Source organism: Spirillospora sp. NPDC049024, from assembly GCF_040649235.1.
Taxonomy (GTDB): domain Bacteria; phylum Actinomycetota; class Actinomycetes; order Streptosporangiales; family Streptosporangiaceae; genus Spirillospora.
The window spans coordinates 272,725-292,980 of the sequence record NZ_JBEZFD010000009.1 but is presented as its reverse complement, the minus strand read 5'-3'; the positions used below and the strand labels follow the sequence as shown (position 1 = coordinate 292,980).

Here is a 20,256-nt window from a genome sequence, read left to right as displayed (position 1 = left end):
CATCGATCTTCTGCGCCGCGTCCCGGATCCGGCCGGTCGCCGCGCGTCGCCGCGGCCGGATCCGGGTCCGGTCAGCCGAGCGCCGCGGCGAGCTGCGCGAGCCCCTCGGCGCGGTCGCGCAGGTGGATCCGGTAGGCGGGGCGGCCGAGCGAGCGCAGCACCCGCAGGTCGCCGAACGCCTGCGCGAGCTGGAGCTCGCCCAGGCTGTAGGGCATGCCCGGCACCGGGACGTCGCGGGTGACGGCACCGGTGATCTGCAGGAACGCGCCGTTCGCCGGGCCGCCCTTGTGGTACTGCCCGGCCGTGTGCAGGTAGCGGGGCCCCCACCCGAACGTCACCGGGACCGGATGCTTGCGCACCTTGGCGCCCCGCGCCGCGAGCAGCGGCCGCAGCCCCGCCGCCACGGCGTCGCCGGACCGGTCCAGGTAGGCCAGGAGGGCGAGGTAGCCGCCGTCCTCGACGTCCTCCAGGACGGTGGCGAGCGCCTCGGTGAGGGTCTGCGCACCGCGCAGCGCGTCCTCGGGGGCGTGCACCTCGACCGCGCCCTCGACCAGCTCCGGGGGCCGGTGCACCACGGTGGGCGCCGCGCCCTCCTCGGAGCGCAGCAGCGCCGCGGTGCTCTCGCGCGACTCTCCGGTGTCGGGCTCGGCGAACGGGTCGGCCCCGATCACCCGGCACGCCACCGCGACCGCGTACTCCCACAGCAGGAACTGCGCGCCGAGCGGCCCGGCGACGCTCACCCCCGCCTCGCGTCCGGGGCCCGGCTCGTCCGGGCGGCGGCCGAGGATGACGCGCCGCAGGTCCCCGGTCAGCTCGAAACCGGCCGCGTCGACGCCCTCCACCACGACCGGGAGCAGGCCCTTGCCGTCCTTGCCCATCGTCCCGGCGACCAGCTGCTCCGCCCACGCGGCGAAGCCGTCCAGCCCGGAGCCGAGGTCGGCGATGACCAGCTTGTCGCGAGTGCCGAGGGCCGAGGACGCGAGCGCCGCGCCGAGCGCCAGCGCCGGGTTGTCGTAGGGCTGCCGCAGCACCGCCGCGAGCCGGGACGCCTCGTCCAGCAGGGGCTCGGCGTCCGCGCCCGCGAGCATGGCGGGGGCCAGCGCCCGCGCGCCGAGCGCGCCGAACCGGCCGTCGACGTCGGGTTCGGCCGGGACGAAGCGGTGTCCGGCCTCCTCGGCCATGCGCTGGAGGTCGGAGCCCTCCTCGGCCACGACGACGAACCGGCCCGCCAGGTCCGCGCCCTCCAGCCCCGCCTCGGCGAAGGCGCGGCCGAACACGCGTCGCAGCGCATCGGCCTCGACGCCGTCGTCCGCCACGACCACGAGCGTCCGGTCGAGGCCGGACGCCAGGACGGCGGACACCTCGTGCGGGTCGGTGGTGTCGAGGACGGTCAGCTCGGCGCCCGCCGTCCGGCAGATCGTCTCGGCGGCCAGGGCGGGGCCGCCGGACGCGGCCAGCACGACCCGGTCGAGGCCGGCGGAGCGGACCTCGCGCGCGAGGCCGGCCAGCCGGTCCCTCAGGTAGCGGGACGTCTCCGGCAGGCCGAGCCAGCCGAGCCGGCGGGCGGCGAGCGGGGCCGCGTCCGGCCCCCACAGCTTGGCGCTGCGGGACGCCAGCGAGCCCGGCACGCCGTCGGAGACGAGACGGTCGAGGACCGTCTCGCTCTCGTCGACGACGGCGCCGCGGATGGTGACCGAGATCCCCCCGGCGGTCACCACCGAGGTCACGCGCCGGCCCTCTTGGACTCCAGCTCGCCGGTGATGGTGTCGAGGAGCTCCTTCCAGGACGCCTCGAACTTCTCGACGCCCTCCTCCTCCAGCACCCGCACGACGTCGTCGTAGTCGACGCCGGCGTCCTTCAGCGCCGCCATGTGCGCACGGGCGTCGTCGTAGGCGCCCCGGACGGTGTCACCGCGGACCTGGCCGTGGTCGGCCTCCGCCACCAGCGTCGCCTCCGGCATCGTGTTGACGGTGCCCGGCGCGACCAGCTCGTCCACGTACAGCGTGTCGTTGAGGTCGGGGTCCTTCACGCCGGTCGAGGCCCACAGCGGCCGCTGGGGACGGGCCCCGGCGTCCTTGAGCGCCTTCCACCGGTCGGTGGCGGACTTCTCCTCGAACAGCGCGTAGGCGAGCCGGGCGTTGGCGAGGCCCGCCTTGGAGCGCAGCGCCTTCGCCTCGTCCGAGCCGATCTTGTCGAGCCGCTTGTCGATCTCGGTGTCCACCCGGCTGACGAAGAACGAGGCCACCGAGGCGATCGTCGACAGGTCGTGGCCGTTCTCCCTGGCCTTCTCCAGGCCGGCGAAGAACGCGTCGATGACCTTGCCGTAGCGCTCCAGCGAGAAGATCAGCGTGACGTTCACGCTGATGCCCTCGGCCAGCGCCGCCGTGATCGCCGGCAGGCCCTCCTCGGTCGCCGGGATCTTGATGAGCAGGTTGGGCCGGTCCACCATCCACCACAGCGCCCGCGCCTCGGCGACCGTCCGGCGGGTGTCGCGGGCCACGCGCGGGTCGACCTCGATCGACACGCGGCCGTCCAGGCCCTCGGTCCGGTCGTAGACCGGGCGCAGGACGTCGCAGCCCCACCGGATGTCGTAGGTGGTGATCGCCCGGGACGCCTCCTCGACGTCCACGCCGCGCACCGCGAGGTCGCGGACCTGCTCGTCGTAGGCGTCGCCCTTGCTCAGCGCCTTCGCGAAGATCGTCGGGTTGGACGTGACGCCGACGACGTGCTTGTCCTTGACCAGCTCCGCCAGGTTGCCCGTGCGCAGCCGCTCCCGGCTGATGTCGTCCAGCCAGATCGACACGCCCTCGCCCGAGAGCTCCTTCAGAATGTCGCTCATCGCTTTCTCCTCGTCGTCTTCACGTCGTCGTCACCGTCGGCCCGGGGGCGGGGGGCGGCGCCCAGGGGTGCGCGGGCGCCGCCTGCCTCGTGGGCCTCGCTCAGTTGCCGGTCGTCTCGCCCTGGCCGGCGTTCCGCACGCCGGCCTTGATGAGGCTGGCCTTGGCCGCCGCCACCACGCGCTCGGAGGTGATGCCGAACTGCTGGAACAGCGTCTTGTAGTCGGCCGAGGCGCCGAAGTGCTCCAGGCTCACCGACTCGCCGGCGTCGCCGACGTAGGTGCGCCAGCCGAGCGCCACGCCGGCCTCGACCGACACCCGGGCGCGCACGCCGGGCGGCAGGACCTCCTGCCGGTAGGCGTCGGACTGCTCCTCGAACCACTCCACGCACGGCATCGACACGACGCGGGTCGGGGTGCCCTCGGACTGCAGCGACTCGCGCGCCTGGAGCGCCAGCGCCACCTCGCTGCCGGTCGCGATGATGATCACTTCCGGCCGCCCGCCGTCGGCGTCGGCCAGCACGTAGCCGCCCTTGGCGACGCCCTCCGCGGACGCGAGCCCGCCGCCGCGCTCCAGCGTCGGCAGCTTCTGCCGGGTGAGCGCGAGGCCGGCCGGGCGGTCGGTGTGCTGCAGGACGGTCCGCCACGCCACCGCGGTCTCGTTGGCGTCGGCCGGGCGGACGACGTCCAGGCCGGGGATGGCCCGCAGCGCCCACAGGTGCTCGACCGGCTGGTGGGTCGGGCCGTCCTCGCCGAGGCCGATCGAGTCGTGCGTCCAGACGAAGGTGACCGGCAGCTTCATCAGCGCCGCCAGCCGGACCGCCGGGCGCATGTAGTCGCTGAAGATCAGGAACGTGCCGCCGTAGGGGCGGGTGCCGCCGTGCAGCGCGATGCCGTTGCAGATGGCGGCCATCGCGTGCTCGCGGACGCCGAAGTGCAGCGTGCGGCCGTAGCGGTGGCCGGGGAACTCCTTGGTCTGGAACTCCTCCGGGATGAAGGACGGCTCGCCCTTCATCGTCGTGTTGTTGCTCTCCGCGAGGTCGGCCGAGCCGCCCCACAGCTCCGGCAGCGCGGGCGCCAGCGACGCCAGCACCTCGCCGGACGCGGCGCGGGTGGCGATGTCCTTGCCGGCCTCGAACGCCGGGAGCGCCTCCTCCCAGCCGGCGGGCAGCGTGCGGGAGGAGATCCGGTCGAACTCGGCGGCCCGCTCGGGGTTCGCCGCCCGCCACGCCTCGAACGTCCGGTTCCACTCGGCGTGCTTCGCGCGGCCCCGGTCGGACACGGCGCGGGCGTGGGCCAGCACCTCCTCGGGGACCTGGAAGCTCTCGGCCGGGTCCATGCCGAGGACCTGCTTGGTCGCGGCGACCTCGTCGGCGCCGAGCGCCGAACCGTGGATCTTGCCGGTGTTCTTCTTGTTCGGCGCCGGCCAGCCGATGATCGTGCGCAGCGCGATGAAGGACGGGCGGGAGGTCTCGGCCTTCGCCGCGGCGAACGCCGCGGCCAACGCGGCGACGTTCTCCTCGTAGTCGCCGTTCTCGGTCCAGTCGACGTGGTGGACGTCCCAGCCGTAGGCCGCGTACCGGGCGCGCACGTCCTCCGACAGGGCGATGGCCGTGTCGTCCTCGATCGAGATGTGGTTGTCGTCGTAGAGCAGCACCAGGTTGCCGAGGCGCTGGTGCGCCGCCAGCGCGCTCGCCTCGTGGCTGATGCCCTCCTCGATGTCGCCGTCGGACGCGAACGCCCAGACGGTGTGGTCGAAGGGGGACTCGCCCTCGGGCGCGTCCGGGTCGAACAGGCCGCGCTCGCGGCGGGCCGCCATCGCCATGCCCACGGCGTTCGCGATGCCCTGGCCGAGCGGCCCGGTCGTGGTCTCCACGCCCGCGGTGTGCCCGTACTCGGGGTGGCCGGGGGTGAGGCTGCCCCACTTGCGCAGCGACTTCAGGTCGTCCAGCGTCATCGGGTAACCCGACAGGTACAGCTGGATGTAAAGGGTCAGGCTGGAGTGGCCGCAGGACAACACGAACCTGTCCCGCCCGGGCCACTGCGGGTCCGTCGGGTCGTGCCGCAGGAACCGCTGGAAGAGAAGGTAGGCGGCCGGTGCGAGGCTCATCGCCGTCCCGGGGTGACCGGAGCCCGCCTCCTCGACCGCGTCCATGGCGAGGGCGCGGATCACGTCCACCGCGCGCCGGTCCTGGTCGGACCACTCAAACGTGCTGTTGTCCCTGCTCACGGAAACGACAGGCTCCTCTCGAACCGGTGTCTAAGAACACTCTGTAATGTTGTGCGTCGGCGGCGTCGCGGACGGCCCCCGCACACAGGACAACGTCCGGCGGTGCGGCCCCTCTTCCCCCGCCCGGGCCGCACGGGAGCGGCCTGGTGGAGATCGTGCCGCGCCCAGCCGCGAGCCTATCGCGCGGGAGGGCCGCCGCAGGCTGGGGCGAGGGGGGTGCGGGGCCGCACGCCGGGCACCGGGCCGCGACGCTTCATGCACCCTTGCCCGAACGCTCCGCGGACTAACCCCCCGCACGGGTGATCCGGCGGGTGATCCGCGGCCGCCTCGGTCCACGGGAGCGCCGGACCGCCGCGCACGGCGCGTCCGGCGACCCGGTGCGCGGTCCCGGGAGGGGGCGGACTACAGTGATTGCGCGGCTGACGCCAGCGGCCGCGGCAAGACGACCAAGCCGAAGTCGCAGCCAGCCGAGGCCGACCCGGATCGCGGGGGCACCGCCGAGGTGGTACCGATTTCTCATCCCTAGTCAGACGTGGACCCGATTGTGACGGTGCTCAGTAACAAGCGCGGGATCGAGCTGGACGAGCAGGTGCCCGAGGCGCCACCGTCCGCGTTCGCCCCGCCCCCCGCCGAGCGGGCCGAACGGCGCACGCTCGGTGCGAGCGTGCGCGCCTACGTGGCGCTGACCAAGCCGCGCGTCATCGAGCTGCTCTTGATCACCACCATCCCGGTGATGTTCCTGGCGGCCCGGGGCGTGCCGCCGCTGCCCACCGTCCTGCTGACGCTGGCGTTCGGCACCATGTCCGCCGGCGCCGCCAACGCGATCAACTGCTACATCGACCGCGACATCGACGCGAAGATGCGCCGCACCCGGCGCCGCCCGCTGGCCCGCCACCAGGTCACCCCGGCCCGCGCCCTGGTCTTCGGGGTGACGCTGGCCGTGCTGTCCACCGCCGGGTTCCTGCTCACGGTGAACCCGGTCGCCGCGGCCGGGTCGCTGTTCGCGATCCTGTTCTACGTCTTCGTCTACTCGCTCCTGCTCAAGCGGCGCACGTCGCAGAACGTCGTGTGGGGCGGCATCGCCGGGTGCATGCCCGTCCTCATCGGTTGGGCCGCCGTCACCGGGGGCGTCGCCTGGACGCCGTTCGTCCTGTTCGGCGTCGTGTTCCTCTGGACGCCGCCGCACACCTGGACGCTCGCGATGCGCTACCGCGAGGACTACGCCGTCGCCAAGGTCCCGATGCTGCCGGTCGTCGCCTCCGAGCGCCGCGTGGTCGTCGAGAGCCTGGTGTACACCTACGCGACCGTCGCCTGCTCGCTGGTGCTGTGGCCCGTCGCCGGGATGGGCCCGGTGTACGGGGCCGTCGCCGTCGTCCTGGGCCTGGTCTTCCTCGCCGAGGGGCACCGCCTGCTGAAGGCCGTGCGCGCCGGGGTGACCGGCGTCCACCTGCGGCCGATGCGCTTCTTCCACCTGTCGAACGTCTACCTGGCGCTGCTGTTCACCGCCGTGGCGGTCGACCCGCTCCTGTACTGACGGCGCGTCCGGCCGGAGGCGGCGCTTCCGGCGCTTTACCGATCGGTCCCACCTGCCGTTACCCTTCGCGGTATGGCGACCATGGATCCCAAGGCGGTGCTCGAGGGCCGCGTCCCCGGACGGCCTCCGGTCGGCCTGATCCTCGGCATGACCGTGTCCGGGCTGTGCGCCGTCATCGCGCTCGGCACGTACGCCGTGCTGGGCGGGGCCGCCTTCTGGGTCGGGGCGCTCCTCGCGATCCTGCCGATCCCGGTGCTGGTCGCCCTCGCGCTCACCCTCGACCGGCTGGAGCCCGAGCCGCCCCGCGCGCTCGCCTTCTCGTTCATGTGGGGCGCCGGGGTCGCCGTGCTGGGCGCCCTCGTGCTCAACACCCTCGGGATGCTGTACGTGACCGTGCCCATCTTCGGCGAGACGGAGGGCCACTTCGTCAGCGCCGCCTTCGGCGCCCCGGTCATCGAGGAGACGCTGAAGGGCGCCGTCCTGTTCGGCATGCTGTGGTTCCGCCGCAACGAGATCGACGGGTTCGCGGACGGGATCATCTACGCCGCCATGGTCGGCCTCGGCTTCGCCATGATGGAGAACATCACGTACTACATGCGGGCGTTCGAGGACGGCGGCGCCCAGCAGCTCCAGGCGGTGTTCATCCTGCGCGGCCTGATCGCGCCGCTCAGCCACCCGCTGTTCACCGCGATGACCGGCCTCGGCGTCGCCTACGCCGCCACCCACCGGCGCGGCCAGCTCGCCGCGCCGCTGGCCGGGCTGCTCGGCGCGATGGTCCTGCACGGGCTGTGGAACGGCGCCGCCGCCTTCGGGCTCGGCGGCATCGGCGCCGTCTACGTGCTCGACTTCTCCGTCCTGGTCACGCTGATCGTCATCGTGTTCGTCGAGCGCCGCGGCACCGTGCGCCGGATCGAGGCGTACCTGCCGATGTACGCCGGGACGGGCCTGGTGACGCCGCAGGACGTGCGGATGCTGCGCTCCATCCCCTCCCGCCGCGCCGCCCGCCGCTGGGCCCGCTCGGTCGGCGGCGCGCCCGCCGGGCGCGCCATGGTCGACTACCAGCTCGCCGCGACCGAGCTGGCGCTGCTGCACAAGCGCGCCGACCGGGGCGTCGCCGACCCGGGCTGGTTCGCCACCCGCCGCGACTCCCTGCTCGAACTGATGGCGCTGGCCAGGCAGGCGTTCCTGCGCACCGCGCCGCGCCCCGGAGCGGCCCCGCCGGCGGCCGGGCCGCCGTGGGCGCGCCAGGGCCCGTCGGGGTTCCTGCCGCCCCGACCACCCGGCCCGTACGGCGCCTGACCCCGGCCACGCGGACGGGCGTGGGCGGGGGGCGCGTCACGGTCACGGGGGCCCGGCCATACGATTGGTGCCGTGGCAGAGCGAGAGTCGTCGAACCCCCTGGTCCGGACCTGGAACGCCGTGTGGCGCCCGACGCCCGGGTCGCTGCGGCTGCTCGCGCTGCTCGGCGTCATCGGCAACGTGGTGATCGTCGTCAGCGGCGGCGCCGTCCGCGTCACCAAGTCCGGCCTCGGCTGCCCCGACTGGCCGCGCTGCTCCGGCGACAGCCTCGTGCCCACCCACAACCCCGAGCACCACGTGCTCAACATGTCGATCGAGTTCGGCAACCGGCTGATCACCTTCGTGGTGCTCGGCGTCGGCGTCCTGGTGTTCGTCGCCGCGCTGCGGCTGCGGCCGCGCCGCCGGAGCCTGGTGTGGTGGGCGCTGGCCCAGCCGATGAGCGTGGTCGCCCAGGCGGTCATCGGCGGCGTCGTCGTGCTGACCAAGCTGCACCCGGCCGCCGTGTCCCTGCACTTCCTGGTCTCGCCCGCCCTGCTGGTCTTCTGCGTCGCGCTGTGGATCCGCGCGGGGGAGGGCGACGCGCCGCCCCGCCCGCTCGCCGGGTCCTGGACGCGCCGCCTCGCCGCCGCGCTGCTGGTCTCCTCCGCCGCCGTGATGGTCGCGGGCACCGTCGTCACCGGCACCGGCCCGCACGCGGGCGACGCCGAGTCGCGCCGCTACGGCTTCGACATCACCGACGTCGCCCGGATCCACGGCGAGCTGGCTTGGCTCACCATCGCGCTGACGGTGCTCGCCATCGCGGCCCTGCACCGCACCGGCGCGCCCGCGGCCGCCCGCCGCCGCGCCCACGAGCTGGCCGGGCTGATCGTCCTCCAGGGCGCCGTGGGCTACACGCAGTACTTCCTCGGCGTCCCCGCCGGCCTGGTGCTGCTGCACATGCTCGGCTCGGTGCTGATGTGGATCGCGGCGTTCCGCCTCTTCTTCGCCCTGCGCGACCGGGGGCCGGCGCCGGGCCCCGCGACCGCGGAGCCGGCCCCGGCCGCCCCGCACGCCGCCGGGGCGCCCCAGCCCGCCTGACCCGAGCCCGCCCGACCCGCGCTCAGCCCTTGCGCAGGAACGCGCGCAGCCGCTCCAGCGGCCAGGTGTTGATGACGTCGTCCGGGGTCAGCCAGCCCCGCTGGGCGGTGCCGACGCCGTAGCGGATGTTGCGGTGGTGGCCGACCGAGTGGGCGTCGGTGTCGACGGAGAACCTCACGCCGAACCGCTTCGCGCGCCGGACCAGGTCGGCGGGCAGGTCGAGGCGGTCGGGGAAGGAGTCGATCTCCATCGCGGTACCGGTGCGGGCGGCGGCGCGGAACACCTCGTCCCAGTCGGCGTTCACCGGCGGGCGGCGGCCGATGCTGCGGGCGGTGGGGTGCCCGATCACGTGGACGTGGGGGTTCTCGCACGCGCGGACCAGCCGCCGGGTCATGTCGGCCTCGTCCTGCGTGAAGTGGGAGTGGACGGAGGCGACGCAGACGTCGAAGCCGGACAGGAAGTCGGCGTCCCAGTCGACGCCGCCGTCGGGGTCGATGTTGAGCTCGGTGCCGTGCAGGAGGGTGAGGCCGGGGAACCGCTCCTGCAACTCGGCGATCTGCGCGCGCTGGGCGAGCATCTTCTCGTCGGTCATGCGCTGCATGACCAGGTTCGGCGCGTGGTCGGTGATCGCGTAGTACTCCAGGCCGCGGGCCCGCGCCGCGGCGACCATGTCCTCCAGGGAGGCGACGCCGTCGGTCAGGTCGGTGTGGCTGTGCAGGTCGCCGCGCAGGTCCTCGACCGTCACCAGGCGGGGCAGCTCGTCCTTGAGCGCGGCCTCGATCTCGCCGGTGTCCTCGCGCAGGGCGGGGTGGACCCACGGCAGGCCGAGGCGCTCGTAGACCTCCTCCTCGGTCTTCGACACGATCAGCTCGCCGCTGCCGGCGTCGAACAGCCCGTACTCCGAAAGCTTGAGGCCCGCCTTGACGGCGATCTCGCGGGTGCGGATGTTGTGCGCCTGCGAGCCGGTGAAGTACTGGAGCGCGGCGCCCCACGACTCGGGCGGGACGACCCGCAGGTCGACCTGCAGGCCGGTGGCGGTGCGCACCGAGGTCTTCTTGTCGCCGCCCGCGATCACCTCCGCGACGAACGGCAGCGCGGTGAACGCCTCCATGATCGGACGCGGGTCGCGGGAGGCCGCGAGGACGTCGACGTCGCCGATCGTCTCGCGCATGCGGCGCAGCGAGCCGGCGTGGGCGCAGCGCTCCACCTGGGGCAGCTCGGACAGGGCCGCGACGATCTCGTCGGCGACGCCCGCGGCCGCGTCGACCAGGACGCGGTCGCCGGAGCTGCGCATCAGCTCGATGCCGCGGAGGATGTTCTCCTCGGTCTTGGCGCCGAAGCCCTTGAGGCCGCGCAGGCGGCCCTCGCCGATGGCGGCCGCGAGCTCGTCCACCGAGGAGACGCCGAGCGCCTCGTAGACGGCGAGGGCCTTCTTCGGGCCGAGCGTGGGGATGGCGGTCAGGGCCCTGACCCCGGACGGGATCTGCGTGCGCAGCTCCTCGACCTGCCGGATCGTGCCGGTGGTGTTGTAGTCGAGGAGCTTCTTGGCGATCGCGTCGCCCACCCCGGAGATCTTGCGCAGCCCGGCCAGGTCGAGGCCGGAGATGTCGCCCGGATGGCCCGCGACCGCGCGCGCCGCCTTCTCGTACGCCCTGATCTTGAACGCGTCCCCGCCCGTGATGGACAGCAGGTCGGCCAGTTCCTGGATGAGGGCCGCAGCCTCGTCGTTCGCCCGTGCCATGCGGCCGAGTCTAGAAGCCGGGTACGACGCTTCCGGCGCTCAGCGCAGCGGCGCGACGGGGCCGCCGGGGCGCTCCGTCCGGCCGCGCACGACCTCGTCGGCGATCGCCGCCACCTGCTCGTCGGGCAGCCGCCGGTAGCCGTCGGCGGTGACGACCGCGATGGTCGGGTAGATGCGCCGGGTCGGGTCGGGGCCGCCGGTGGCGGTGTCGTCGTCGGCCGCGTCGTAGAGGGCCTGGACGCACGCGGTGGCGGCGTCCTCTAGGGACAGGTCGTCGCGGTAGAGCTTCTTCAGCGCGCCGGTCGCGTAGGGGGAGCCGGAGCCGTCGGCGTGGAAGCCGCGGGCCTCCTGCGGGGCGCCGGTGATGTCGTAGGTGTAGATGCGGCCCTCGCCGGAGTCGGGGTCGAGGCCGGCGAACAGCGGGACGACCGCCAGCCCCTGGAGGGCCTGCGCGAGGTTCGCCTGGATCACGGCGCCGAGGCGGCGGGCCTTGCCCGGCAGCGACAGCGGGACGGTCTCCATCTTCTCGTAGTGCTCCAGCTCCACCTGGAACAGGCGGACCATCTCCAGCGCCAGCCCGACCGTTCCGGCGAAGGCGACGGCGGAGTACTCGTCGGCGCGCTGCACCTTGTCGAGCTCGCGGTAGGCGATGCGGTTGCCCTGGGTGGCGCGCCGGTCGCCGGCCATCATCACGCCGCCGGGGAACGTCAGCGCCAGGACCGTCGTCCCGTGCGGCAGCTCGGGCGCGTCCCCCTCGGGCACCCGGTTCACGGGCAGCAGCTCAGGGGAGTGCAGGCGCAGGAAGTCGACGAACGACGCCGACCCCGCCTCGAAGAACTCGGGCGGAATCCCCTGGTCCTCGCTCCGGCCGATCACGGCGGCTCCTCTCCGGCTCGATGATCGCGACGTTCCGATCCTTCCACGCTGCCACACGGGGCCGCCACCGATCACGCCTCGGGGGCCTCGGGCGGCTCTTTCTGGCCCCTGGTGGCGCCCGCGCAGGCGACGATGACGCAGCAGATCGCGACCCACTGCCGCACGGTGAGGACCTCGCCGAGCAGCGCCACCCCGACGAGCGCCGCCACGGCGGGCTCCAGGCTCATGAGGATCCCGAACACGCGGGCGGGCATCCGCCGCAGCGCCTCCAGTTCCAGCGAGTACGGGATCACCGACGACAGCAGCCCGACCCCGAGGCCGATCAGCAGGAGCCTCGGGTCGAGCAGGGCGGAGCCGGCCGACGCCACGCCGAGCGGGAGGATCGCGACCGTCCCGACGATGCTCGCGAGCGCCAGGCCGGTGGTGCCGGAGAACCGCTTGCCGGTCGCGGCGGTGAGCACGATGTAGCCCGCCCAGCAGACCCCCGCCAGCAGGGCGAACGCGATGCCGACCGGGTCGAGGGCGCCGCTGCCGCCCCTCGCCAGCAGGACGACCCCGGCCCCCGCGAGCACGACCCACAGCGCGTCCCGGGGGCGCCGGGAGGCCGCGATGGAGACCGCGAGCGGCCCGAGGAACTCGATCGTGACCGCGACGCCGAGCGGGATCCGCGAGAACGACTGGTAGATCGAGAAGTTCATCAGCGCCAGCGCCAGCCCGAACCCGGCGGCGATGGCGAGGCTGGAGCGCGAGTGGTCGCGCAGGACGGTCCGCAGCGCCTTGCGGGCGAGGAACCCCAGCACGACCGCCGAGGTCAGCAGCCGCATCGTCACCACGGCGCTCGGCGGCAGCCGGTCGAACAGGTGCTTGGCCAGGCCCGCCCCGACCTGCAGGGAGATGATGCCGAGCAGGATCAGCGCGGGCGGCGGCACCGAGCCGAGCGACAGCGTCCGCGACCAGCCCGCCCGCGGCCGCAGGGGCCGGGCGCGGCGGGACGCGCCGCCGAGGGAGCCGGGCGCCTCAGACAGGGCCATGCGCTACTCCCACCGGAAGAAGCGGGCGGCCAGGACGAGGCCCGCGACGGCCCAGACGGCGAGGACGGCCAGCGGCTTGCCGGGCAGCGCGGCGCCGTGCTGGAGGACCTGGCGCAGCCCGTCGGCCAGCGCCGAGATCGGCAGCAGCTCCAGGGCCGACCGCACCGCCGCGGGGAACCTGTCCAGCGGGAAGACGACGCCGCCGAGGGCGAGCAACAGGATGTAGACGAGGTTGGCGGCGGCGAGGGTGGCCTCGGCGCGCAGCGTCCCCGCCATCAGCAGCCCGAAGCCGCTGAACGCGGCGGTGCCGAGCAGCAGCAGGACGACCACGGAGCCGGGGTCGCCGTGCGGGTGCCAGCCGAGCGCCAGCGCCACCGCGCAGACCACCGCGGCCTGCACGGCCTCGACCGCGACCACGCTGAGCGTCTTGGCCGCGATGAGCCCGCCGCGCGGCAGCGGGGTCGCGCCGAGCCGCTTGAGGACGCCGTAGCGCCGCTCGAACCCGGTGCCGATGGCCTGGCCGGTGAACGCGGTGGACATCACCGCGAGCGCGAGGATCCCGGGCGTGAGGAAGTCGACGCGGCGGCCCGAGCCGAGGTCGAGCAGGGACGTGGCGCTGAACAGGGTGAGCAGCACCACCGGGATGATCAGCGTGAGCAGCAGCTGCTCGCCGTTGCGCAGCACGGCGCGGAACTCGTATCCGGCCTGGGACAGGATCATCCGCGGCAGCGGCGCGGCGCCCGGCGCGGGGGCCAGGTCGAGCGGGGTCGTCACGAGCGCAGCTCCCTTCCGGTGAGTTCCAGGAAGACGTCCTCCAGCGTGCGGCGCTCGATGCGCAGGTCCTCGGTGAGGACGCCGTGCGAGGCGCACCAGGCGGTGACCGTGGCCAGCAGCTCGGGCCTGACCTCCGCCTCGATCAGGTAGTGCCCGGCGGGCGACTCCTTGGCGGCGCTCCCGGCGGGCAGCGCCGCCAGCAGCTCCTCCAGGCCGAGGCCGGGACGGGCGCGGAACCGCAGCTGCCGCTCGGCGCCGGTCAGCTCCTCGGGGGCGCCCTCGGCGACGACCCTGCCGCCGTCGACGATCATGACGTGGTCGGAGAGGCGCTCGGCCTCCTCCATGTTGTGCGTGGTGAGCACGACCGACACCCCGGCGGCGCGCAGCTCGCCGATCAGGTCCCAGGTGGCGTGCCTGGCCTGCGGGTCGAGCCCGGTGGTGGGCTCGTCGAGGAAGACCAGCTCGGGGCGCCCGACCACGGCGACGGCCAGCGAGAGCCGCTGCTGCTGCCCGCCCGACATGCGCCGGAACGGGGTGCGGGCGTGCTCGGCGAGGCCGAGCCGCTCCAGCAGGGCGGAGGCGTCGAGCGGGGCGGCGTGGAACGAGGCGACCAGCCGCAGGAACTCGCCCGCGCGGGCCGTGCCCGGCACGCCGCCGGACTGCGGCATCACGCCGACCCGCGGCCGCAGCGCGCGCCCGTCGGAGGCGGGGTCGAGGCCGAGGACGCGGACGGTGCCCGAGTCGGCCCGCCGGAACCCCTCGCAGATCTCGATCGTGGTGGTCTTGCCGGCGCCGTTCGGGCCGAGCAGCGCGGTGACCGCTCCCCGGGCGGCGCTGAGCGACAGGCCGTCCACGGCCGTCACCGCGCCGTAGCGCTTGGCGAGGGAGCGCAGTTCGACCGCGCCGTCTCCGGGGGGTGTCATGCTGACGAGTTTAGGTCCGGGGGAGGACAGCTCCGCGCCCGGACCCGGCCCCGGCCGCGTGAAGGCGCGGTAAAGCCGTCCGGTGGAAGTCGATCTAGTTTCGCCGCCCCGCGCCGGGGAATCCGCGATCAGGGGAGCCGCGGCGCCGCTGCCGGGGTCCCCGGGGAGGTGGGATGGCGTTCCACGTCGATTCGGAGGTCGGCCGGCTCAGGGAGGTGCTGCTGCACCGGCCCGAGCTGTCGCTGAAGCGGCTCACCCCCTCCAACGCCGCCGGGCTGCTGTTCGACGACGTCCTGTGGGTCAGGCGTGCGGTCGAGGAGCACGAGGAGTTCGAGGACGTGCTGCGCGCCCAGGGCGTGCGGACGCACCTGCTGATGGACCTGCTGACCGAGACCGTCACGATCCCCGAGGCGCGCCGCCACATCCTCGACCGGATCGTCGATCCGCACTGGTTCGGTCCCCTCGCCACCGACGCGATCCGCAACTGCTTCGACGCGATGGACGTCGCGGACCTGGCCGCGTTCCTGGTCGGCGGCATCACCAAGCGGGAGATGCTGGAGCGGATGCCCGAGCCGGCGTCCATCGCGTTCCACTCCGTCGAGGCGGACGGGTTCGTCCTGCCGCCGCTGCCGAACCACCTGTTCACCCGCGACACGTCCTGCTGGATCTACGACGGCGTCTCCATCAACACGATGCGCATGAAGGCCAGGATGCGCGAGACGGTGAACATGGAGGCGATCTACCGCTGGCATCCGCTGTTCGCCCCCGGGCACGACCGGCCGGCCGAGGGCGGGTACCACGTGTGGAACCGCGGCACCGCGATGGCGCCGGCGACGCTGGAGGGCGGCGACGTGCTGGTCCTCGGGAACCGCAGCGTGCTGGTCGGGATGAGCGAGCGGACGCAGCCGCAGGCGGTGGAGATGCTGGCCCAGTCGCTGTTCGCCGCCGGCTCCTGCGAGCGGATCGTCGCGCTGCGGATGCCGCGCAAGCGGGCGTTCATGCACCTGGACACGGTCATGACCATGGTCGACCACGGCGTGTTCACCAAGTACGCGGGGATGGGCATGCTGCCGTCGCACACCGTCGAGCCCGGCGACAACGAGAAGGAACTCAAGATCACCGACCATCCGCCGGAGGACATGCACCGGGCGATCGCCGCCGCGCTCGGCACCGACGACATCAAGGTCCTCACCCCGACCCAGGACGTGTTCGCCGCCGAGCGCGAGCAGTGGGACGACGGCGCGAACGTCCTGGCCGTCTCGCCCGGCGTCGTCGTCGCCTACGAGCGCAACGCCACGAGCAACAACCACCTGAGCCGCAACGGGATCGAGGTCATCACGATCCGCGGCAGCGAGCTCGGCCGGGGGCGCGGCGGCCCGCGCTGCATGAGCTGCCCGCTCGTCCGGGACGCCTGATGGCCTTCGACCTTCGCGGGCGCAGCCTCGTCAGGGAGCTCGACCTCACCCCGGGCGAGTTCGGGTACCTCGTCGACCTGGCGGCCGAGCTGAAGGCCGCCAAGTACGGCGGGACGGAGGTGCGGGCGCTGGCGGGCCGGAACATCGCGCTGATCTTCGAGAAGGACTCCACGCGGACCCGCTGCGCGTTCGAGGTCGCCGCGCACGACCAGGGCGCCCACGTCACCTACCTCGGCCCCAGCGGGACGCAGATCGGCCACAAGGAGTCGATGAAGGACACGGCGCGCGTCCTCGGGCGGATGTACGACGGCATCGAGTACCGGGGGGCCGGCCAGCGGCTCGTCGAGGAGCTGGCCGAGCACGCGGGCGTCCCGGTGTGGAACGGGCTGACCGACGAGTGGCACCCGACGCAGATGCTCGCCGACATGCTGACCATGCGCGAGCACGGCGGCAGGCCGCTCCACGAGATCACCTACGCGTACCTGGGCGACGCGCGCAACAACATGGGGAACTCCTACGTGGCGGCCGGTGCGCTCCTCGGCATGAACGTCCGCATCGTCGCCCCGCGGAGCCTCTGGCCCGACGAGGAGGCGGTCGTCGGGCCGGCGCGCGCGGTCGCGGCCGGGACCGGCGCCGAGATCGCCCTCACCGAGGACGTCGGGGAGGGCGTGCGCGGCGCCGACTTCGTGATCACCGACGTGTGGGTGTCGATGGGGGAGCCGGCCGAGGTGTGGGACGAGCGCGTCGCGCTGCTGCGGCCCTACCAGGTCAACGCGGAGGTCATGCGGGCGACGGGCAACCCCGCCGCCCGGTTCATGCACTGCCTGCCGGCCTTCCACGACCGGGCGACCGCCGTGGGCGAGGAGGTCTTCCGCAAGACCGGCCTGGACGCCCTGGAGGTCACCGACGAGGTCTTCGAGTCCGAGGCGTCGATCGTCTTCGACGAGGCCGAGAACCGGGTGCACACCATCAAGGCGGTCATGGTGGCGACGCTCGGCTGAGCGGACCGCCGGGGAGGGGGAGGCAGCATGCGCGTGGTCGTCGCGCTCGGAGGGAACGCGCTGGTCGAGCGGGGGGAGACGCCCGACGCCGAGCCGCAGCGCGCCAACGTGGACCGGGCCGTGCGGTCGCTGGCGCCGCTCGCCGAGCGGCACGAGCTGATCATCACGCACGGGAACGGCCCGCAGGTCGGGGTGCTGGCGCTGGAGAGCGTCAACGACCCGAACCTGACCCGGCCCTACCCGCTGGACACGATCGGCGCCGAGACCCAGGGCATGATCGGGTACTGGATGCTGCAGGCGCTGCAGAACGCGCTGCCCGGCCGCCAGGTCGTGGCGATGATCAACCAGACGCTGGTCTCGGCGGTGGACCCGGCGTTCGACGAGCCCAGCAAGTTCGTCGGCCAGGTCTACGGGCGGGAGGAGGCGGAGAAGCTCGCCGCCGAGTACGGCTGGACCGTCCGGCAGGACGGGGACCGCTGGCGCCGCGTGGTGCCGTCCCCGCGGCCGCAGCGGGTGATCGAGACCCGGCTGATCAGGGAGCTGGTCCGGCTCGGCACGGTGGTGGTGTGCGCGGGCGGCGGCGGCATCCCCGTCTTCCGCAACGACGTGGGGCGGCTGGAGGGCGTCGAGGCGGTGGTCGACAAGGACCTCACCGCGTCCGTCCTGGCCGAGAGCATGGACGCCGACGCGCTGCTGATCCTCACCGACGTGCCGCGCGTGCTGCGGCACTTCGGGACCCCGCGGCAGGAGGAGATCACCCACACGACGCCGCACGAGCTGCGCGGCGAGGAGTTCCCCGCCGGGTCGATGGGCCCGAAGGTCGAGGCGGCGGTGAGCTTCGTGGAGCGCACGGGCGACATGGCCGCGATCGGGCTGCTGGACCAGTGCGAGCGCATCCTGGAGGGCACCGCGGGGACGATCGTCACCCCCAACGCGACCTGGCCGCTGGCGAGCACGCTGTGACCACCGGGACCGCGCCGGAGACCTTCGCGCACAGCCTGCTGCGGACGAAGCCGGTCGACAGGATCGTCGCCGAGGGCGGGTACGGCGCGGGCGGCGAGCTGAAGCGCACGATGAGCCTCCTGCAGCTCACCCTGTTCAGCGTCGGCGCGACCCTCGGCACCGGGATCTTCGTGGTCCTCGGCGAGGCGGTCCCGCTGGCCGGGCCCGCCGTCGTGCTCTCGTTCGTCCTCGCCGCCGTCACCGCCCTGTTCTCGGCGCTGTCGTACGCCGAGCTGGCCGGGACGATCCCCGTCTCCGGCTCGTCCTACTCCTACGCCTACGCGACGCTGGGCGAGCTGGTCGCGTGGGTCTGCGGCTGGTGCCTGCTCCTGGAGTACGCGGTGTCGGTGTCGGCCGTGGCGGTCGGCTGGGGCTCCTACCTCAACGCCTTCCTCGACTCGGCGCTGGGCTTCACGATCCCGGCGCAGGTCGGGAACCCGCCGGGGGAGGGCGGGGTGGTCAACCTCCCCGCCGTGGTCGTGGTGCTGTTCGCGACGGTGCTGCTGCTGCGGGGCACCTCCGAGAGCGCCGCGGCGAACACGGTCATGGTCTTCCTGAAGATCGGCGTGCTGCTGTTCTTCTGCGCGGTCGCCTTCACGGCGTTCCGGACCGGGAACATGGCCCCGTTCGCCCCGATGGGATGGGCGGGCATCAGCGCTGCGGGCTCCAAGGTGTTCTTCTCCTACATCGGGTTCGACGCCGCCTCCACGGCGGGCGAGGAGGCCAGGAACCCGCGCCGCGACCTGCCGATGGCGATCATCCTGTCGCTGGCCATCGTGACCGCCCTGTACGTCCTGGTGGGGCTCGCCGCGGTCGCCGCCATGAACTGGACGCGGTTCTCGCTGAGCGGTTCGGAGGCCTCGCTGGCGCAGGTGCTGGACAGCGTGAGCGGGCGGACGTGGCCGTCGATGGTCCTGTCCCTCGGCGCCGTGGTCGCGATCGCCAGCGTCGTGCTCACCGTCATGTACGGCCAGACCCGCATCCTGTTCGCGATGTCGCGCGACGGGCTCGTCCCGGACGTCTTCCGGAAGGTGAGCCCCCGGCGCCGCGTGCCGGTCGCCAACACGGTCATCGTGGCGGCGTTCATCGGGATCCTCGCCGCGGTGATCCCGCTCGGCCGGCTCGTCGACGCCACCAGCATCGGCACGCTCTTCGCGTTCGCGCTGGTCAGCGTCGGCGTGATCGTGCTGCGCCGCACCCGGCCCGACCTCCCGCGCAGCTTCCGCGCGCCGCTGTACCCCCTCACGCCGCTGCTCGGCGTCGCCCTGTGCGTGTACCTGATGGTCGGCCTCGGCGGCGCCACCTGGACCGTCTTCGCGATCTGGATCGCCGTCGGCCTGGCGGCCTACTTCCTGTACGGCCGCCGCCACTCGCGCCTGGCGGCCCGGCACACGGGGCACGGAGGGGAGCCCGCATGAACGAACCGAGCACGACGGAACAGGGCGGCGCCGAACAGGGCGGCGCCGAACAGGGCGGCGCCGAACAGGGCAGGGGCGAGCCCGGCGGCCCGCGCGTGCTGGTCGGGTACTCGCCCGACGAGCGCGGTGACGACGCCCTCGCCCTGGCCGCACTGGTCTGGTCGGCGGCCCGGTCGGACCGGAGCGCGCCGCTGACCGTCGTCCACGTCCATCCGCCCGCCTGGCCCGCGCACGGCCCCGGTTCCGTGGACGCCGAATGGGTCGCCTACCTCAGGGAGCAGGCCGAGGAGGCCCTGGCCAGGGCCGCCGCGCGGCTCGGCGAGCTCGGGGTGCCGAGCCAGGAGCTCGACCTGCGCGTGCACGCCCACCGGGGGAGCGGGCGCGGCCTCATGGAGGCCGCCCGCGAGACCGGCGCCGACCTCGTGGTCATCGGCTCGGCGCCGGGCGGGAACCCCCACCGGATCGCCCTCGGCAGCACCGCCGACCGGCTCCTGCACGACTCGCCCGTGCCGGTGATGCTGGCTCCGCGCGGGTACGCGGAGGACTCGCCGCACCACACGCGGGTGGTGCACCCCCACCATCCCGCGCGGCGGCTGGAGCGGATGACCGTGGCCTACTGGCCGCCCCGCGGCCTGGAGGACCTGACGGCCGCGGCCGACCTCGCGGCGCGGCTCGGGCTGCCGGTGCGGCTGCTGACGCTGGTACTGCGCCCGCCCGGCCCCGCGGCCAGGCTCGGCGGCGTCGAGCGCGCGCTGGGCCGCCAGGCCGCCCAGGCCGACGAGGACCTGCGGGAGGCCGCGGGCCTGCTCGGCGCGCGCTTCGGGGACGGGATGCCGGTGGAGCGGCTCGCGGAGGTCGGCAGCGGGGTCGCCGGGACCCTCGGCGCCGTCGATATGCTGCCGGGCGAGGTCCTCGCCTGCCTGTCCGGCCACCACGGCCCGCTGCTCAGGGTGTTCCTCGGGGAGCGGTCCGGCAAGATCGTCCGGGCCGCGCCGTGCCCGGTGGTGGTGCTGCCGCGCGGGGCGGGCGCGCCCTTCGCCGGCGAGGAGGCCCGAATTAGGTAAGGCTTACCTGCGTGAGCTACGACATCGGGATTCCG

Annotated in this window: 16 protein-coding genes; 8 read left to right on the top strand and 8 right to left on the bottom strand. The window is 73.9% G+C overall.

Going from position 1 to position 20,256, the window contains the following annotated elements; translation table 11 throughout:
- Positions 1–71: 71 nt before the first annotated feature.
- The 3 genes from AB0C21_RS19405 to tkt all read right to left on the bottom strand — a co-directional run bounded on the left by AB0C21_RS19405 (position 72) and on the right by tkt (position 5,066).
- Positions 72–1,727, bottom strand: a complete 1,656-nt coding sequence (locus AB0C21_RS19405) for a glucose-6-phosphate isomerase (protein ID WP_500205722.1) — start codon at positions 1,725–1,727, stop codon at positions 72–74.
- On the bottom strand, positions 1,724–2,839 hold the full coding sequence (gene tal, locus AB0C21_RS19400) for a transaldolase (RefSeq protein ID WP_500205720.1): 1,116 nt from the start codon (positions 2,837–2,839) through the stop codon (positions 1,724–1,726). Before tal ends, AB0C21_RS19405 begins: the two co-directional genes overlap by 4 nt.
- Positions 2,840–2,939: 100 nt before the next feature.
- Positions 2,940–5,066: a transketolase gene (gene tkt, locus AB0C21_RS19395; protein WP_500205719.1), complete on the bottom strand. Its 2,127-nt coding sequence runs from the start codon at positions 5,064–5,066 to the stop codon at positions 2,940–2,942.
- A gap of 544 nt (positions 5,067–5,610) precedes the next feature.
- Between tkt and AB0C21_RS19390 the strand changes: the two genes are divergently transcribed.
- From AB0C21_RS19390 to AB0C21_RS19380, 3 genes are all read left to right on the top strand, one after another.
- Positions 5,611–6,600, top strand: coding sequence for a heme o synthase (locus AB0C21_RS19390; protein WP_500205717.1), 990 nt, complete (start codon positions 5,611–5,613; stop codon positions 6,598–6,600).
- 72 nt (positions 6,601–6,672) lie between these two features.
- Positions 6,673–7,899 (top strand): PrsW family intramembrane metalloprotease, encoded by a 1,227-nt coding sequence (locus AB0C21_RS19385; protein WP_149258168.1) that lies wholly within the window; start codon positions 6,673–6,675, stop codon positions 7,897–7,899.
- A 72-nt stretch (positions 7,900–7,971) separates the two neighbouring features.
- On the top strand, positions 7,972–8,976 hold the full coding sequence (locus tag AB0C21_RS19380) for a COX15/CtaA family protein (protein ID WP_500205715.1): 1,005 nt from the start codon (positions 7,972–7,974) through the stop codon (positions 8,974–8,976).
- A gap of 22 nt (positions 8,977–8,998) precedes the next feature.
- Here the strand turns inward: AB0C21_RS19380 and polX are convergent, their stop codons facing one another.
- From polX to AB0C21_RS19355, 5 genes are all read right to left on the bottom strand, one after another.
- Positions 8,999–10,717, bottom strand: a complete 1,719-nt coding sequence (polX, locus tag AB0C21_RS19375) for a DNA polymerase/3'-5' exonuclease PolX (protein WP_500205713.1) — start codon at positions 10,715–10,717, stop codon at positions 8,999–9,001.
- 39 nt (positions 10,718–10,756) lie between these two features.
- Entirely contained in the window at positions 10,757–11,593 is an 837-nt protein-coding gene (gene prcB, locus AB0C21_RS19370; protein WP_149258170.1) for a proteasome subunit beta, read from the bottom strand.
- A gap of 71 nt (positions 11,594–11,664) precedes the next feature.
- Positions 11,665–12,624 (bottom strand): EamA family transporter, encoded by a 960-nt coding sequence (locus tag AB0C21_RS19365; RefSeq protein WP_500205712.1) that lies wholly within the window; start codon positions 12,622–12,624, stop codon positions 11,665–11,667.
- A 3-nt stretch (positions 12,625–12,627) separates the two neighbouring features.
- Positions 12,628–13,344, bottom strand: a complete 717-nt coding sequence (locus AB0C21_RS19360; RefSeq protein ID WP_500205782.1) for an ABC transporter permease — start codon at positions 13,342–13,344, stop codon at positions 12,628–12,630.
- A gap of 50 nt (positions 13,345–13,394) precedes the next feature.
- Positions 13,395–14,321 carry an ABC transporter ATP-binding protein gene (locus AB0C21_RS19355; RefSeq protein ID WP_500205710.1) on the bottom strand — a complete coding sequence of 309 codons (927 nt, stop codon included), beginning with the start codon at positions 14,319–14,321 and terminating at the stop codon, positions 13,395–13,397.
- 173 nt (positions 14,322–14,494) lie between these two features.
- Here AB0C21_RS19355 and AB0C21_RS19350 point away from each other — a divergent pair, with 173 nt between their 5' ends.
- The 5 genes from AB0C21_RS19350 to AB0C21_RS19330 are packed head-to-tail and all read left to right on the top strand — an operon-like array spanning position 14,495 to position 20,221.
- Positions 14,495–15,736, top strand: a complete 1,242-nt coding sequence (locus AB0C21_RS19350; RefSeq protein WP_500205709.1) for an arginine deiminase — start codon at positions 14,495–14,497, stop codon at positions 15,734–15,736.
- Positions 15,736–16,737: an ornithine carbamoyltransferase gene (gene argF / locus AB0C21_RS19345; RefSeq protein WP_500205707.1), complete on the top strand. Its 1,002-nt coding sequence runs from the start codon at positions 15,736–15,738 to the stop codon at positions 16,735–16,737. Before AB0C21_RS19350 ends, argF begins: the two co-directional genes overlap by 1 nt.
- 27 nt (positions 16,738–16,764) lie before the next feature.
- Positions 16,765–17,700, top strand: a complete 936-nt coding sequence (gene arcC / locus AB0C21_RS19340; protein ID WP_500205706.1) for a carbamate kinase — start codon at positions 16,765–16,767, stop codon at positions 17,698–17,700.
- Complete coding sequence (locus tag AB0C21_RS19335) at positions 17,697–19,157, top strand: amino acid permease (RefSeq protein WP_500205704.1); 1,461 nt, start codon at positions 17,697–17,699, stop codon at positions 19,155–19,157. The genes arcC and AB0C21_RS19335 overlap by 4 nt, the downstream gene beginning before the upstream one ends.
- Positions 19,154–20,221, top strand: a complete 1,068-nt coding sequence (locus tag AB0C21_RS19330; protein WP_500205702.1) for a universal stress protein — start codon at positions 19,154–19,156, stop codon at positions 20,219–20,221. The genes AB0C21_RS19335 and AB0C21_RS19330 overlap by 4 nt, the downstream gene beginning before the upstream one ends.
- Positions 20,222–20,256: the final 35 nt, after the last annotated feature.